This is a genomic window from Bradyrhizobium sp. CB1015 (assembly GCF_025200925.1).
Classification (GTDB): Bacteria; Pseudomonadota; Alphaproteobacteria; order Rhizobiales; family Xanthobacteraceae; genus Bradyrhizobium.
In genome coordinates, this window is record NZ_CP104174.1 from 7,223,894 (window position 1) to 7,240,783 (window position 16,890).

Here is a 16,890-nt window from a genome sequence, read left to right on the forward strand (position 1 = left end):
CGGCTTCGTGGTGGTCAAAATCCCGACCGCCTGGCGGCCAGTGCCGAGCTAACCCAATGCCGGGCTAGCCGACCAGGAAGTTGCCATTGTGCAGCGCGCCAGTAGCGTTCAGCAGGCTGATCTCCATATCACTCGCTCCGTCGCCATCGATATCGATCTGGAGAGCGTCGTTGCCTGGACCGAAATTCTGTAAATGTGCCGAGGCTTGGTTGCCGCCAAGCAAGGCCGCACTATCCACATACTCGATGTGACCGCCGGCGATGCTGATGCCCGAGAAGGTAAAGCTGTCGCTATCGGCATTGAAGTTTTGAATGGTATCGGCAGCGCCCTGGGCGGAGTCCGCGACGCTGAGGAAGCGGAAGTTGTCCTGGCCTGCGCTGGCAAAGATTTCATCCGCACCCGCGCCGGCGGTGATCGTCGTGCTACCGGACGTGTTGCCGATTGTGATCCTGTCGAAATTTGCGGCGGCATTGATGTTTTCGATGTTTGTCACCCTCATGTCGTAGACGTTCGCGTTGAAGTTCAGCGTGTCATTGCCGTCGCCGAGATCGATCACATTCGCCGGGCTGCCTTGCAACGTCAGAATGTCGTCCGACGAGCTCCCGTTGAGCAAATTCACGTTCCACAGATTGTCGAACGAATTGCTGCCTTCGGCGAGATTTAGGACGTTGGCCGTTCCTTCTCCAAGATTGACCGTCACGCCGGACACTGTGTTCAGCAGCGTGACCGTATCGTCCGACGGGTTGAGATTGCCGGTAAAGTCGCTGCCGTTGAGGTTTTCGACACCAGAGATGCTGAGCGAATTGACGCCGTTGGCGAGAGAGACCCAATCGTTTCCACCGCCCATATCGACGACGATGCCGTTGACGTTATTCGTCAAGCTGATCGAATTATCGGCAGTATTGCCGTTGATGTGCTCGATACTGGTCGCGGCAAAAGCGGCGTAGTTTCCGTCAAGGACGATCGTATCGTCACCATTGCCGAGGTCGATCGCGACGCCGTTGGCTGCCGCGATCGCACCGGTGACAATCAGGGTGTCGTCGCTCGCCGTTCCGTTCACGTGGTTGACATCGTAGATGTTGACGAACGAGTTCGCGCCGGCCGCAAGGTTCATCGTATTGTCGCCGTTACCGAGGCTGATGTTCAGGCCCGCCACCGTCGTCGACAAGGTCAGCACGTCGTTGACGCCGGGCGCCGCGCCGAAATCGGCCCCGCCGATTCCCTCGACACCAATTAGGCTGAGCGTGTTGGCGCCGCCCGCTAGATTGACTTGATCGTTGCCACCGCCGAGGTCGATGACCAATCCGTTGGCGTTCGCCGTGAGGTTCACGAACTCGTCGTTGCCGCTGCCGATTAGATTCTCGACATCGGCGAGATTGAGCGTGTAGCCATTGCCGAAAGTATTGTTGAGCAAAACGGTGTCGCCTGTCCCCGCTCCCAAGTTGAGCGCGTGTCCGAAGATGTTGCTTCCGACACGAAGATAATCGTCTCCAGCTGTTCCGATCACGGGTGCAGTGTTAGAGAACTGCTGCGTCGAGAGATCGATCGGGCTCCCCGCGGTGCCCGCCGACAGCAGCACGATGCCGTCGCTGAACTGCAGCGCTTCGACATTGGTCAGGGTGTCGGTGCCGTCACGGTTCACAACATTGTCTTGAACCTGGACCGTTCCCGCCGTCGTGATGGTGTACTGTGATTGCGAGCCCGAGAAGATCACCAAATCGGTGCCGGCGCCGCCGTCGATCGTATCATTGCCGCCCTGGCCGGTGATTGCGTCATTGCCGCCGCCAGCGTTGATCGTGTCGCCACCGCCGCCGCCGAAGAAGAACTCGTTATTTGAGCTGCCGACCAGCGTGTCGGCCTGGTTCGAACCCTGGACGCTGTTGACGCCGCCCATAATGACGTCCGCGCCGGCCGCACCGCTCACAATTCCCGTCAATAGGTCGACGGAAACGCCGCCTCCGCTCGCTTGAGAATACGAGACCCGCGTATTGCCGTTACCCGTGATGGTGTCGTTGCCGAGCAGGCCTTCAAACAGGTTGAAGGCCCCGAACGATCCGGCCGAGGTCACACCGGCGAAACCGGTGGCGTCGTAGGTGTCGTTCAGGCTGCTGCCGGTCGCACTGTTGACGCCCACATAGGTATCGGTGCCAATGGAGCTGCCGCCCGTCGCAGTCCCTGCCTGCAGGTTGATCGTCACCGCGTCGATCGCGCTGGCATAGATGATGCGGGTGTTGCCATTGCCCGTGATGGTGTCGTTTCCGGCCAGGCCTTCGAACTGGTTGAAGGTTCCGTTGTTGCCGACATTGTTGACGGCGGGGTTCTGGAAGCCAGACGCACCAAAACTCGTCGCCGTGAAGACGTCGTTGAAAGCGGTCCCCTGGGCGCCCTCGATTCCGCGGAACGTATCGTTGCCGATCGAACTGTCCCCGGTCGCCGTACCGGCTGTGAAGTTGATGGTCACCGGCCCGGTGGCGAAGTAGATATTGTTGTAACTGATGATGTCGAAGCCGCCGCGGCCGTCGATGAAGTCGTCGCCGGCAAGGCCGGTGAACGTCTCCGTTGCCGTGGTGATATTGCTGCCGCGGATGGTGTCGTTGTACATCGAGGCCATCACGGCGTTGACGCCGGTGAAGGTGTCGTTGCCCGTGGACGCGTCGCCGCTTGCGGTACCCGCCAGCAGATCGACGGTCACCGCGCCGGTTGCGTTGGTGAAGGCAACACGCGTGTTGCCGTTACCGGTGATGCTGTCGTCGCCTCCCATACCGATGAATTCGTTGAAGGTGCCGTTGGAGCCAGCATTTTGGGTGGCTCCGCTGAATCCGCCGGCATTGAAGACGTCCGCGGCATTCGAGCCGCGCACCGATTCGACTGATCGCAGGGTGTCGGTTCCGACCGTCGCGGCATCGCCCGTCACAATTCCCGAGGCGAGCTGGACGTTGATTCCGCCCATCGCGGCAGGATCGAGCGCGTAGTCCGCTCGATCGAACCCAGCTCGGCCATCGATGAAGTCGTCGCCTGCGCGGCCTTCGAAGATCTCCACGGTGCCGGGGCCGTTGGCGCTGCCAAGCAGCTGGTCGGCAAATCCAGAGCCGACGATGCCCGCAAAGCCCGAACCTACGAGAGTGTCGGTGCCGACCGAACTATCTCCGGTCGCCGAATGGGCCGCCAAGTCGACGGTTACGCTGCCCGTCGCGCCGGCATATGAGATGCGCGTCAACAGTGCACCCAGGCTGTTCAGCGCGCCCGTGATGGTGTCGTTTCCTCCGCGGCCTTCGAATTCGTTGAAGCCCACATTGGTCCCAGCGATGCCTGTATCGCCCGCAAAGCCGGTCGCGTTGAACGTGTCGGCGTAGTCGCTGCCCACGACGCCTTCGACATTCACGAGCGCGTCGGTGCCGACACCTGGACCTGACACGGAGCCTGCCGCGAGATTCGCGGTAATGCCTCCCGTTGCAGCAGTATAATCGGCGCGGTCGAAGCCGAGGCCGCCATCGAGCAAATCATTTCCATCGAGGCCCTTCAGGCGGTCGTTGCCGGCGAGGCCACTCAGGCTATCTGCGTAGGCAGTGCCGACCAGCGTATTTGCGCCGGCGTCGCCGGTGAGGTGCACGCCCTGCCCCAGGATGAAGTCGGCAGCCGTGAGGTTCGACAGTGTCACGTTCAGCAGCGTGAGCGTGTCGCCATTGCCGAAGTCGATGACCGTGTTCGGTCCCTGCTGTGTGGCAAGCGCCTGAATGTCTTCGAGGGTCGAGACACCAGGGACACCCGTAAGATCGATCGTATCGGCGTCCGCCTGCAGGAAGTCGCTGATGATGTCGGCGCCACCGCCCATGGCGTAGACAAAGATATCTGCACCGACGCCGCCATTCAGGGCGTCGCTACCGGCACCGCCGCCGAGCAGGTCGTTGCCGCCGTTGCCGAAGAGCTGATCGTTGCCGCTGGATCCGGTGATCGTGTCGTTGGAGTTCGAGCCCGAAACGTTGGTGACCCCTCCCGTGATGGTGTCGTGCCCCACCGAACCGTCGCCGTCCACAGTGCCGTTCGTGAGGTTGACGATCACGCCCGAGGTCGCATTTGCGAACAGGATCTGCGTGCTGCCGTTGCCGGTGATGAGGTCGTTGCCGCCCTGGCCCTGGAAGGAATTGAATCCGACGAAGCCCGTGGCGTCGTAAGTGTCGGCGAAATTGCTGCCGTAAACGCTGTTGACGCCCGTAAAGGTGTCATGCCCGACCGACGCGTCCCCCGTGACCGAACCGGCGTTCAGGCCGACGGTGACGCCGCCGGTGGCATTCGTGAAGAGCAGCCGTGTGTTGCCGTTGCCGGTGATGGCATCGTCGCCGCCGAGGCCCTCGAACTGGTTGAAATTGCCGAACGAGCCGGCATTGGCGCTGCTGCCATTGAAGCCGGTCGCCACATAGATGTCGGCATAGGCCGTGCCCTGAATGCCCTCGATCGAGCGCAGCGTGTCCGTGCCGATCGACGCATCGCCGGTCGCCGTGCCCGCCGCCATGTCGATGGTGACGCCGCCCGTGACCGTGCTGAGGCTGTTGTAGATTGCCGTGTCGAAGCCGCCGCGGCCGTCGATATAGTCGTCACCCCCCAGACCGGTGAAGTTGTTGTTGAAGCTGCTGCCCAGCAGCGTGTCGGAGAACGTCGAGCCCTGCACCGCATTGACGCCGGCGAAGCTGTCGGTGCCTTCGGTCGCACCGGTGGCACTGCCGGCGACCGTGACCGCATTCGTGGTCCCGATGACGCTGGTTTCGAGATCGACGCTGACGCTCGAGGCCGCGATCTGGTAGTTCAGGCGGGTGAAGCCGTTGCCGATGATGGTGTCATTGCCGCCGGCGCCGGCGAAGTCGTTGAAGTTTCCGGAGGAGCCGACATTGGTCGCGCCGACCTGACCGAATCCACTCGCGTCGAACGTATCGTCGAAGTTGGTGCCGCGGGCGGCCTCGACGCTGCGAATCGTGTCGGTGCCGACCGTCGCATCGCCGTTCACGGTGCCCGCGGCAAGGTGGACATAGATGCCCGCCGTGGTCGCCGTATCCGAATTGTAGGTGACTTGGTCGTAACCGCCGCGTCCGTCGATATAATCGTCGCCGCCACGACCTTCATAGGTCTCGTAGGTGAAGGCCGCATTGTCACTGCCGTAGAACGTATCGTTGGAGGCCGAGCCCCAGATCGTGGAGACATTGGAGAAGGTGTCGTGGCCGACGGAGGCGTCGCCATCCGCGGTGCCTGCCCCGATGTCGACGGTGACCGCGCTGGTTGCGCCCAGATAGGACAGTCGCGTCACGATCTGGCCGAGAGCGTTGACGGCACCGACGACGATATCGTCGCCGCCACGCCCCTCGAACTCGCTCTGACCAACGACGACGCCGGGCAGACCGGTCGAGCCAGTAAATCCGGCCGAGTTGAACGTGTCGGCAAAATCGCTGCCGACCACCCCCTCGATGTTGACCAGCACATCCGTCCCGACGCCAGGTCCCGAGGCGGTGCCGGCCGTGAGATTGACGGCGATGCCGCCGGTCGCATCCGTATAGATGGCGCGGTCGAAACCCTGGCCGCCATCCAGGAGGTCACTGCCACCGAGGCCCTGCAGGCGGTCGTTGCTGCCCAGACCGCTGATGGATTCGGCATTGGCCGTTCCGACGAGATCGTTCGCGTTGCCGTCGCCGACGATCGGCGCGGCCGACGTGCCGAACAGGAGGTCGCTCGCCGTCAAGCTGTTCAGATCGACGTTCTGAAGCGTGAGGCCGTCACTCGAATTGAACGTAATGACGGTGTTGGGGCCGCTCTGCATCGCATGCGATTGCAGATCAGCAAGGCTGAAGATGCCGTAGACGCCGGTCAGATCGATCTTGTCCTGGCCATGGACAAAGTCCTGGATGAAGTCGAAGCCGCTGCCGGTCGCGTAGACGAAAGTGTCGGTCCCGGCGCCGCCGCTGAGGAAGTCATTACCGGCACGCCCATCCAAGGTGTCGTTGCCGTTGCTGCCGAAGAGGCTATCGTTACTGGCGCTGCCGATGATGGTGTCGTTGAGATTAGATCCCTGAACGTTGAACACACCACCGCTGATGATGTCGTGGCCGACCGAGCCGTCGCCGTCAGCCGTGCCCGCAGTAAGGTTGACGCTCACGCCTCCAGTCGCGTTGCCGAACTGGATCTGCGTATTGCCGTTACCGGAGATGATGTCGTTTCCGGCGTTGCCTTGGAAAGAGTTGAAATTCGCGTTGACGCCGGTGAAACCAGTTGCGTCATAGACGTCGTTAGAACTGCTGCCGATCGCGCTGTTGACGCCCGTGAAGGTGTCGAGACCTGTCGAGCCGTCGCCAGCGGCGGTCCCGCCCGCGAGATTGATGGTGACCCCGCTGGTGGCATTGGCAAAGATGAGGCGGGTATTGCCGTTGCCAGCGATGACGTCGTCCCCGCCAAGACCTTCGAACTGATTGAACGTGCCGTTGTTGCCGACATTGGCTCCGGTCGCACCGTAGCCGGTGGCGTCATAGGTATCGTTGAAATTGGTGCCCTGAATGCCTTCGATCGAACGAAGCGTGTCCGATCCGTTCGACGCATCGCCGGTGACGATACCCGCCGCCATATTGACGGTGATGCTTCCCGTGGTGAAGAAAATGTTGTTGTAGGACGACACGTCGAAGCCACCGCGACCCTCGATATAGTCGTTCCCGGCGAGGCCGGTGAAGGTGTCGTTGGTCGCACCGCCGCGCAAGGTGTCGTCGAACATCGATGCCTGGACGGCGTTGACGCCGGTGAAGTGATCGGTGCCGACGGACGAATCACCGGTGGCAATGCCGGTGACGAAATCGACCTGGACGGCAGCCGTCGCGTTGTTGAAGCCGAGCCGCGTGAAGCCGTTGCCGGTGATGGTGTCGTCGCCCCCGTTGCCGGTGAACTCGTTGAACGTTCCGCTTGAGCCGGGATTGACGCTGCCCGAGCCGAAACCGGCGGCAGTGTAGGTGTCAGCGAAGTTGGTGCCGCGGATCGCTTCGATCCCGCGCAAGGTATCTGATCCGATGGTCGAATCACCGGTCACGGTTCCGGCGGCGAGATCGGCAGTGATACCGGTCGTCGTGTTCGGATCGACGTTGTAGTCCACCCGGTCAAAACCGCCGCGACCGTCGATATAGTCGTTACCCGCAAAACCCGCATACACCTCCGCGGTGAACATCGGATTGTTGCTGCCCAGAATCGTGTCGTTGTGGGCAGAGCCCCAGACGCCGTTAAAGCCGGACCCGACGAGGGTGTCGTGGCCGACCGACGCATCACCCTGGGCATAACCGGCCGCGAGATCCACCGTCACCGCCCCGATGGCGCTGACATAGGAAACGCGCGTCAGCTCTGCACCCTGACTGTTGGTGTTGCTGATGATGGTGTCGTCGCCGCCCTTGCCTTCGAACTCGTTGTAGCCAACGGGGCTACCGGGGACATGTACATCGCCGGTGAAGCCGGCCCCGTTGAACGTATCGGCAAAGTCGCTGCCGATGGCAGCTTCGATGTTGACGAGCGTGTCTGTGCCCACGCCCGCGCCGGCCGCCGTTCCCGCCGCGAGGTTGATCGTGACGCCACCGGTTGCGTCGGTATAGACGGCGCGGTCGAAGCCCGGTCCACCATCGAGAATATCGTCGCCGGAGCCGCCGCTGAGATAATCCTTGCCGGCCCCGCCGAACAGGATGTCGTCCCCATCACCGCCACTGATGCCATCGTTGCCATCCTGGCCATCGATCAGATCGTTGCCGCCTCCGCCCGAAAGCACGTCATCACCGAGCGAGCCGAACAAGGTGCTCCCGATCGGGGTCAGCACGGCATTCTGGACCTGCTGGTCGAGGTTATCGACGTAGAGGGTCGTGAGCTCAGACACGGAAGCCGGATCGGAGAAGTTCGTCGCAGCGAGTTGATCGGCGGCCGCGCCCTGGGCGACCTGGCCCGCTTGCGCCAATTCCGTAACGTTAGTGGCCGTCTGAATGCTGTCGTTTGCGGCCGCGACGACCTCCACAACCGTCGCCGCTGCTGCGGCGCTGACACCGGCGGACGTGACCACACTCTGAACCGTTTCCGAAGACGCCAGATCGAAGGCCGGCGCGCCCGGCCCGCTCAGAGAGGCCGTAACGGCGCTTGCAATGGCTGTAAGAACCGCGTCCGGCTCCACGCCCACCGCCGACACCTGGGCGACCGTGCTCTGGACCTGGATGGCTGCCGCAAGCACCGCCGTCGCGGTCGCATCGCCAGTCACCGCGGCGGGCACCGGATCGTATGACAGCAAGTCGATGGGATTTGCGGGATCGGAGGCAAGATCGACGTTGAACGCGGCCGCAATGGCGCTGACGGCCTGGTCCACCGTCAGGGGGTTCTCACTGTTCGCGGTGCTATCGACCAGCGCCACAATCAACGTCGTCAGCGGCGTGATCACGGTTGAGCCCTCCGGCGCCCTGAGCACGCCGGCGACCTGCAATCCCGTCGAGATGTCGACACCACCGATGCTGACCAGCGGACCGGAGCCGCCCGCCAGCGTAAAGCTGCCGTCAGCCCGCGTGGTCGTGAACGCCTCGCCCGCGTCGAGTATTCCGTTGTTGTTGGCGTCGGCAAAGACGGTGGCGCCGCCGATATAACCGTCGATATCCAGCGCGTTGATCTCGTTGGCACCGGGTTGCACGGTCAGCGAGAGCTCCGCCGTGCTCACCGCTTGATGAACGCCGTCGTCGGAAATCGCCGTCACGTGCAGCGTGAACGGATCGGGGCTGCTCACGGCTTGGTTCGGGATCAGGGTGACGTTCTGAATCGAATCTCCGGTCACAAGCCAGGCGCCGTCCCCGATCGCTGCGCCGTTCTGAACCGTGAAGCTCGACGGCACCCCCTCGATCTTCACCGACAAGGTGCTGCTTAGGTCGATCTTGTTCGCGGCAATGTGCAGCGTGATGTTTCCGTCGGCCGCGCCCGCGGAGTCCTGGACGCTCAGATTCGGCGCGTCCTGCGCGCCATGGATGTCGAAGCTGATGGTCTTGGTCGTGCCGTCGACGGACCTGACCGCGAAAGTCTCCGTCCTTGTCTCGTTGGCGCCGAGATACTGAATAGCGGCGTTGTCGACCGAATAGGTGTAATGCCCATCGGCCTCCAGCGTCACCTTGCCGAGGTTTCCGGATGCCGTGATCTCGCCGGCCTGGAACGCAGCCTGGTTCTGATCGGCATCGCTGATAGACAGCTGCCCGGACGCGGTCAGCTGGCCATCCTCGGTTACGTCGTGCTGGACCGGGCCACCGATAGCGGCGGCATCGTTGACGCCATGGATCGTGAACGTCAGGTCCTTGCTCGTGCCGTCCAGAGCCTTGACGGTGAAGATCTCGTCGCGGGTCTCGCCCTGGCCAAGATATTGAACCAGGTCGTTGGCGACCAAATAGCTGTAGGCGCCATTGGCGGCGATCGTCAGCGTGCCGAAATTGCCAGGCGCCGAGGCGACGGTGGTTTGGAATGAATTCTGGTTCTGGTCGACGTCGTTGATCGACAGCGTCCCGGACGCTGTCATGACGCCGTCCTCGGTGACATCGTGCTGGACCGGATTGCCGATCACGGCCGCGTCGTTGGTGCCCGTGATGTCCACCACGATATCGTGCGTGGCGGTGCCGTCGGCGGACGTGACCGTCAGGGTGTCGGTGACCTGCTGTCCTGCGGTGAGCGAATCCGATTTCGCAGGATCGAGCGTATAGGTCCAGGCTCCCGACGCCGCATCGAAAGTGAAGTTGCCATAGATGCCGGCCAGCGAGACCGGGACTGCGAAATGATTTTGGCCTTGGTCGACGTCGTGCACCACAAGCTGGCCCGACGCGCTGGAATCGCCGGCCGCACTCCCGGCCTCGGTCACTGAAGTGTCCTGGCTTCCCGACACCGTGATCGTGGCCAGGTCGTTGCTGCCGGTGATGGTCACCGTGAGCGTCGACGATCCCGTTCCGCCGTGGTCGTCGGCGTTCGTGTAGGTGAACTGCTCTGTTGCCTGCTGGCCTTCGACCAGCGCTTGCACGGAGTCGCTGGAATTGTTGAGCGTGTAGGTATAGGCGCCGGTCGCCTTGGTGACCACCAGCGTTCCATAGGTGCCGACGACCGTGATCGTGGTGCCGTTGTCCGTGCCTCCCGCCACGGCCAACACGATGTGGGTGTCGTTGCCATCGGCGTCCGTGTCGTTTGCGAGCAGATTGCCGCTGGCCAGCGTAGTCGCGTCCTCCTTGACGGACGCGATATCCGCGACTGCGACCGGAACGTGATTGGTCGCGCCTTCGACGATGACCTCGACCCTTTCGATCGAGGCCACGGCCAGGTTGAAGCTCCTGAACGCATAGTCCGCGCTGCCATAGCGGGCGATGAGGGCCTGGATTGCCGCAAGATCGGACCTGAACGAAGCCGAGTCCGCGAAGTCCTGCGTGACGACGAGACGGAGCGTGTCCTGGCCCCTGCCGCCGTCGTAGATGTCGACAGAACCCACGTTCTCGGAAACGCGATAGATCAGGATATCGTTGCCGTTGCCGCCGCTGACGACGTCGCAGCCGGCGCCGCCATCGCTGACATCGTCGCCGTTGTCGCCGGAGATCAGATCGTTGCCGGCTCCACCGAGCAAAGTATCATTGCCGTTGCCGCCGAGAATGATGTCGTTGCCGGTGCCGCCATCCACCGCGTCACTGCCCTTGCCGGCATCGATGATGTCGTTCCCCGCACCGGCATTGATGCTGTCGTTGCCGTTGCCGCCCTGAATGAGATCATTCCCTGCCCCGGCATCTATCGTATCGTCGCCGCTCTTTGCATTGATGGTGTCAGCCGAGCTGGTGCCGGTGATCTGATCGTTTGTATTGGTGCCGTTAATGATCATGGCAATTCATCTTTCTCGATAGGGCAACAGGCATTGTTCGCGAGCGCGCGGGACGCGGCTTGCGTTGTGCGGATGGAGAAATTGTCAATCCTCGAGCGCGAAACGCGCTATGGACGCGACACGTAACAAGTGCGGTCGCTCATGTGAGCCCCCTCCCGTAACCGTCTTGATTTTGCAGGTTCGCCGTCAGCCCAACGGCGCGAGTTTGAAATGACGTGATCTTATTATTGTTCGACGCCTGGCGTCGTTGCCTGCGTCGCCTGAATTCTCGAAGTCGCAATCTCCGACCGTCGAAAAACCTTTTCTGATAATTGCAAATAGTTTCCACTGTTGCACGACAGCGTCAAGACAGCACAGCTACTAACCTTAAGGAGGGCAACTGAACGGCGCGGCTGAGGCAGCGTATGCCCCCAGGCTGCGGTCGCGTCCGATTTCGGCAAACGCGGGATCGAAGCTTTGCCGGACTGCAGCACAATAGGGGCTGGAAAGAAGCGAGCCCTTCCCCCTGCGCCCGACGCGACGAGATCGCCCAAGCTGCTGAGCAAGCTGGCACCGCTGATCGCGCCGGCGTGCGATCCGCGCTTGGTCGCGCTGCCCTTTCTGCGACGCTTTGACGCGCCGAAATACACAGCGAATCGATGCGGAAGCGAAGAAGCAACACCGAAACCCATCTGGCTCGAACAGAGCAACGTCATCTCGATTCCCGGAACGAAGATTTTTCTCGTCCATGGAATAGCGCCGCACGTCGTTGCGCATGACCCGAATGGGTTATCTGGTCCAGCGCCTCCGCTGAAATTGCCGTGTTAGACTTTCGTCGAGCACCATTCTTCAGGAAAAACAGCCAAGGGGGCTTGCATCTGGCCGCCTCCTCGCGAAGCATCACCGCGCGGGAACGCATTGGAAAGTCCCGATATTAGGGGGTCTGGCATTTGGCGCAGCTGCGCGCCGGCTTGCACGAATGACCAGGGGCTCAGGCGGAGGGGGACCGCTCGTGAAGGCCGATAGAATAGACGATGAAGAACTGTCGAAGGTCCTCAGTCGATTTGGCGAGGCTGCCGTGAATCCGGAAGCCTGGCGCCGCATCATGGATGACATCTGCAAGGCGGTCGGGGCATCGGCGGCCATACTCCTTCAGAGCGATATCAGGACCCCGGACGTCCCCCGCACGGACTCGATCGCGGAAGCCACCGATCTCTACTTCAGGGACAACTGGCACTTGCGGGACCCGCGCGCCAAAGGCTTTCCGCAGATGATGGCGGGCGAGGTCGTGACCGATCTCGATGTGATGACCCCGGAGCAGATTCGTGCGGATCCCATGTACAACGAGGTGCTGTTTCCGTTCGGATACCGCTGGTTTGCCGGCATTGGCTTCTGGGCGGACAGCGCAGCATGGGCGCTAACGATCCAACGAACAGGCCGCGAAGGCGCGTTCGAGGCGCGCGACAAGCAGCTGCTTGCTCAATTGGCTCCGCGTCTCACCGAGACCGCCACGCTCGCTACCGCGGTCGGCAGGATCACGCTGACCTCGATGACAGACGTCCTCGGTCGCGTTGGACAACCCGCCCTTATCCTCAACCGGGAAGGCAAGGTTCTGCGCACAAACGAGGTGGCCGACGGCGGCTTTGACAATGAGATCCGCATCAAAGATCGGCGTCTCCTGCTCCGTGACAAGCAGGCGATGGCCAAACTCGATCAGCTGATCAACCTGATCCGATCCACGCCGGATAGCGCCGCCATCCCTGCCGCTCCCATCCTTGTCCGTCGCACGGCGAAACCACCGGTTGTCTTGCGCATACTGCCAGTGGACGGCGCGGCGCGCTCCGTCTTTCTCGGCGCTCGCGCCATGCTGATTCTGTCCAATCTCGTCCCGCCGCCGGCGCCCGACTCTGCCCTGATCGGCCAAGCCTTCGACCTGACACCCGCCGAATCTCGATTGGCCGCACTGCTTGCAACTGGCGCATCGCTCGCCAGCGCCGCCGAACAGCTGCGCATTTCGCGCGAGACGGCGCGCAATCACCTCAAATCGATCTTCTCAAAGACCGGCGCCCACCGGCAACCGGAACTAGTCAAGCTGCTTCTGCAATTGGTTTGAGCATTTGCAGTTTGAGCATTTGCTTTGTGCCCGTCGGCGGTCGCAAGTTTCGCTTGACCGCGGGCGAAAGACCTCGACCTTTCGGCGTCTCAGCCGAAAGGTGCGGCCTTACGGTCTGCGCTCCACTTTTCATTTACGGCTTCGTGCCGCCACGGCTACGTTCATCAGCAAGAGAAACAACGCACTTGTCGCCTCATATCTTGCCACCACGCGCTTCCTCGCTCTTCCCCGTATGATGGGTTGTCCAGCGCGGGAGCCAATGCTCCACTCCCAGCTTCGCGAACGTTTGCGCATCTCAAGCTCGAAGAACGAGAAGTCGTCCAAGTCTCCTGGATTATCTCCCAACGAGTTTGACGTCATTTCGCTACTTAAGCACCCATCGGCATCTTTGCCCCATGCGAGCGCAAGAGCGCTGCATGCAAGAGATAGCGATAATGCCTAAATCCTTGGGTGCGCCTCCCCCAAATGGGCTAGGCTAACAAATCAGTAGTCAGGGTCAGCTCTGCGGACGGCAATAACAGGGAACTTGGCCCGCCACTAGACTGGGCCTCCGCCGCGTCCATAAAGGCCCAAGCCACGAGATGCCCGCCCAAAGGTTTGCAAAAGGCCCGCTGGCGGATCAAATTCCCTGCTTATAGGGAATTTTGCAGAGAAACCCCGCGCAAAACCCCGCCACCGCAACAGGCAGCGTGGAAGCGTAGCGATTTGGATCAACGGCAGTATTGCGCGGCGGAGGATATCCCGCTCAAGGCGTTCGGCAACTGGCGGGCGAAGTTGAAAGCCGAGCCACAGCCGCCCGAGCGCAAGCTGCTCTACCGGGGGCGAGGCCTAAGTCACAGCCTTAGTCACACCCTAAGTCCCAGCCTAAGTCATGTGGCTTATCCCTCCTCGCGGCCAGAGAGTCCGATTGTTCCTCGGGACCTCCTCGGCGGCACTGGCCTTAGAGCTCCGACGCGCCTCGCTAGACCGCGACAACAGACTTGCAACGCCCGCAAGAAACTGGGACGCGTCACCAGTTCGGTACTTAGGCTGCAGCGTGCTCGTTCTGGGCTGCTTCCAGCATCGCAGCGATCTCGGCCGCGGGCCGCGCCGAGCTCACCAAGAAGCCCTGGAATTCATCGCATTCAAGAGCACGCAGGATGTCGCGCTGTTGCTCCGTTTCGACCCCCTCTGCGGTGGTGGCCATCTGGTGTTCGGCAGCCAGTGCAATGACCGCCCGCACGATGCCAATCGATTTCCTTCCCTCCGTCAGCGTCGCGACAAACGACCGATCGATCTTGATTTTGTCGAACGGGAACTTGCTCAGGTAGCTCAGGGACGAATAGCCCGTTCCGAAGTCGTCAAGGGCCAGTCGAACGCCGAGGGCGCGCAACTGATGCAGCGTCTCCAATGCGGAATGGTCGTCCTTGATCAGGACGGCTTCCGTGATCTCGAGCTCCAGCCGACCGGGCATCAAGCCGGCGGCAGCGAGCGCCGACGCGACCTTCAAGGGCAAAACACCCGTCTTGAATTGGGCAGGGGAGACGTTGACCGCCACTTTGATCTGGGCAGGCCAAGTTGCGGCCTGCTTGCAGGCCACCCGAAGAACGTGCTCGCCAAGCAGCTCGATCAGTCCGGATTGCTCGGCAACCGGGATGAATTCCGCCGGCGAGACGACACCGCGCTCAGGATGATTCCAACGGGCGAGAGCCTCAAAGCCAGTGATGGCCCCTGTTGCCAAACCAACGAGCGGCTGGAAGTGGACCTCGATCTCCGCGCGGTCCAAGGCGCGCCGAAGATCCTGCTCCAGCATGCGGCGATCGCGGGCCCTCCGTTCCATTCCCGGCTCGAAGAAGCGAAAGCCCCTTTTGCCGGACGACTTCGCCTCGTACATCGCGAGATCGGCATTTTGGAGTAGTTGCTCGGACGTCCGTCCGTGCAGTGGAGCTATGGCCACGCCGATGCTCGCGTCGACCGCGAGATTGAATCCGCCACAGCCATGCGACGTCCGAAGTGACGCATATATCTTCGCCAGGAAGGGTTCGACCGCGCTCTCCTCCCCGGAATACCGGGTCAGTACGGCAAACTCGTCGCCGCCTAGCCTTGCCAGGAAATCACCAGGTGCAAGACAATCTTGCAAGGCTCGGCCGATATTCCTCAGCAATGCGTCTCCGACATGATGGCCCAACAGATCATTGACCGACTTGAACTCGTCAATGTCCAAGAACAGCAGTGCCACCTTGGTTGTGGAACAGTCGCGCAGCTCTGTTTCGAGCCGCTCGAGAAAGTAGGATCTGTTGGGCAGTTCTGTCACTAGGTCGTAGTTGGCAAGCCGCGAAATCCGCTCCTGGTACTCCCGTTGCTCGGTGACGTCCTCGATGGTGGAAACCCAGCCGCCGCGCGCGACAGGCTGATTCATGATCTGCATCCATCGACCGTCGCGCGTCCTGGCCAGAGCCTGAGTGGCGATCCCGCGTTTTGCTGCCGCCCGAATCGGTTCGCAATGCATATCCACACTGCCGACCAAGGAGCCTGTCTCCAGCCTGTGCGCGATGATAGCTTGCAGGGAGCAGCCCGGTTTGACCAATTGAGGCGACAGGCCAAACATGTCGATATAGCTCCTGTTGCAGATGATCAGCCGCTCCGATCGGTCGAACAGCAGCAGCCCCTGCTTCATATTGTTGACTGCCATCTCCAGGTGTTGATGCTGCCGTCTCAGATGATGAACGACGAAGCCCAGCGTCAGCAGCGCAACCGCTGCGATAGCGGCGGCTCCGAACCCATAGAGTCGGGCTTGACCCAGCCAGTCGGACAGCACGGTGGAGGTCGTGATGGTGGCCAGCACGGCAAGGGGATAATGGTCCAGATACCTGACCGACGCGATCCGCTCCACGCCATCGAACGGACTGATAAACTGCGCGGTGACTTGGCCGCCGTTTGCGGCCGCGGCAGCGTACAGGGGCGATGCGGAAAAGTCCTGGCCGAGCGATCGCGTCTCTCGTGGAGACCGGGCCAGCAGCGTTCCGTTTTGATGAAACAGCGAGAGCGCGGCATTTGGCGGCGCGATGGCGGCAAGGAAGCTTTCCACGTCCTCGGCCGCGACGCGTTTTGTCACCAATCCGAGCAGTTGGCCGTTTTGCGCCACAATCTTGCGTGCGACCACGATCGCCGGACTCGATCCGTTGTGGACGAGCTCAATCGCGGTCGGGCTGCTCGCAGGCGCGGTCGTGAAGCTTTGGAAATATCTGCGGTCGGCAATGTTTGTTCTTTCGACCGGCCAGGCCACCGACGAGGCAACGCAATTGCCCTCGGAATCGTAGAGACTAACCTCCCCAAGATCGCCTGAGTCATTGATTCTGCTGCGGAGCAGCTTGTGGAAATTCTCACTCGATACTGCCGTCGCGAACTGGTCGGGAGACGCGATCTGCTGCCCCAACTCCGTTGCAAGAGATCGTTCGACTGCCTCGAAACCGGTGAAGCGTTGATCGAAATGGCGCGCGAGCAGCACCACGGTATTTCGAAGCGCGTTCCGATTTTTCTCGAGCTCCTGTTCGCGGAGATGTCCGATCATCAGGGCGGTAACTGCAATGATAGCGGCAATCAGGCTCAATCCACCGAAGCTAATCCAGAACACCGCGACGAAGTGAGTCGGCCAGCCTGTCCGTTCAGTGCCATCCGATGGGGCTTGCCGAAACTTATCGTTGCGGTCTTCAGTGCTCATGGGCCTCTCCGTCAAGACAGACTAGCGCAGCGGCACGGAACATTCTGTTACGGGGCATCGTTAACGGCCGGTTACGAACCGCCCTGCTTTGCGGCGCGAATTGTGACGGTGAATCATGCGTTGAGCCCTTGACCATCGCGGTTTCAAGCGCGCCCGCACGTCGGTGCGTATTGGCGGCGGACGTTGCGAAAGCGGTGCCGCTGCTAAAGGCACCGATCGTCGCGTGCT

Annotated in this window: 3 protein-coding genes; 1 reads left to right on the plus strand and 2 read right to left on the minus strand. The window is 61.7% G+C overall.

Annotated elements, in window-relative coordinates; genetic code table 11:
* Nucleotides 1–64: 64 nt before the first annotated feature.
* A complete protein-coding gene (locus N2604_RS33815; RefSeq protein ID WP_260372294.1) occupies nt 65–10,870 on the minus strand; it encodes a VCBS domain-containing protein in 10,806 nt (3,601 codons plus the stop codon).
* A 991-nt stretch (nt 10,871–11,861) separates the two neighbouring features.
* On the opposite strand from N2604_RS33815, the gene N2604_RS33820 reads away from it, so the two are divergent.
* A complete protein-coding gene (locus N2604_RS33820; protein WP_260372295.1) occupies nt 11,862–12,962 on the plus strand; it encodes a helix-turn-helix transcriptional regulator in 1,101 nt (366 codons plus the stop codon).
* A gap of 1,024 nt (nt 12,963–13,986) precedes the next feature.
* Here N2604_RS33820 and N2604_RS33825 read toward each other — a convergent pair.
* Nucleotides 13,987–16,662 carry an EAL domain-containing protein gene (locus N2604_RS33825; RefSeq protein WP_260372296.1) on the minus strand — a complete coding sequence of 892 codons (2,676 nt, stop codon included), beginning with the start codon at nt 16,660–16,662 and terminating at the stop codon, nt 13,987–13,989.
* Nucleotides 16,663–16,890 lie beyond the last annotated feature (228 nt).

Bases quoted from the DNA above. Each gene is read 5' to 3' on its own strand.
- N2604_RS33825 (WP_260372296.1), bottom strand. From the start codon at position 16,662: ATGAGCACTGAAGACCGCAACGATAAGTTTCGGCAAGCCCCATCGGAT.
- N2604_RS33815 (WP_260372294.1), bottom strand. From the start codon at position 10,870: ATGATCATTAACGGCACCAATACAAACGATCAGATCACCGGCACCAGC.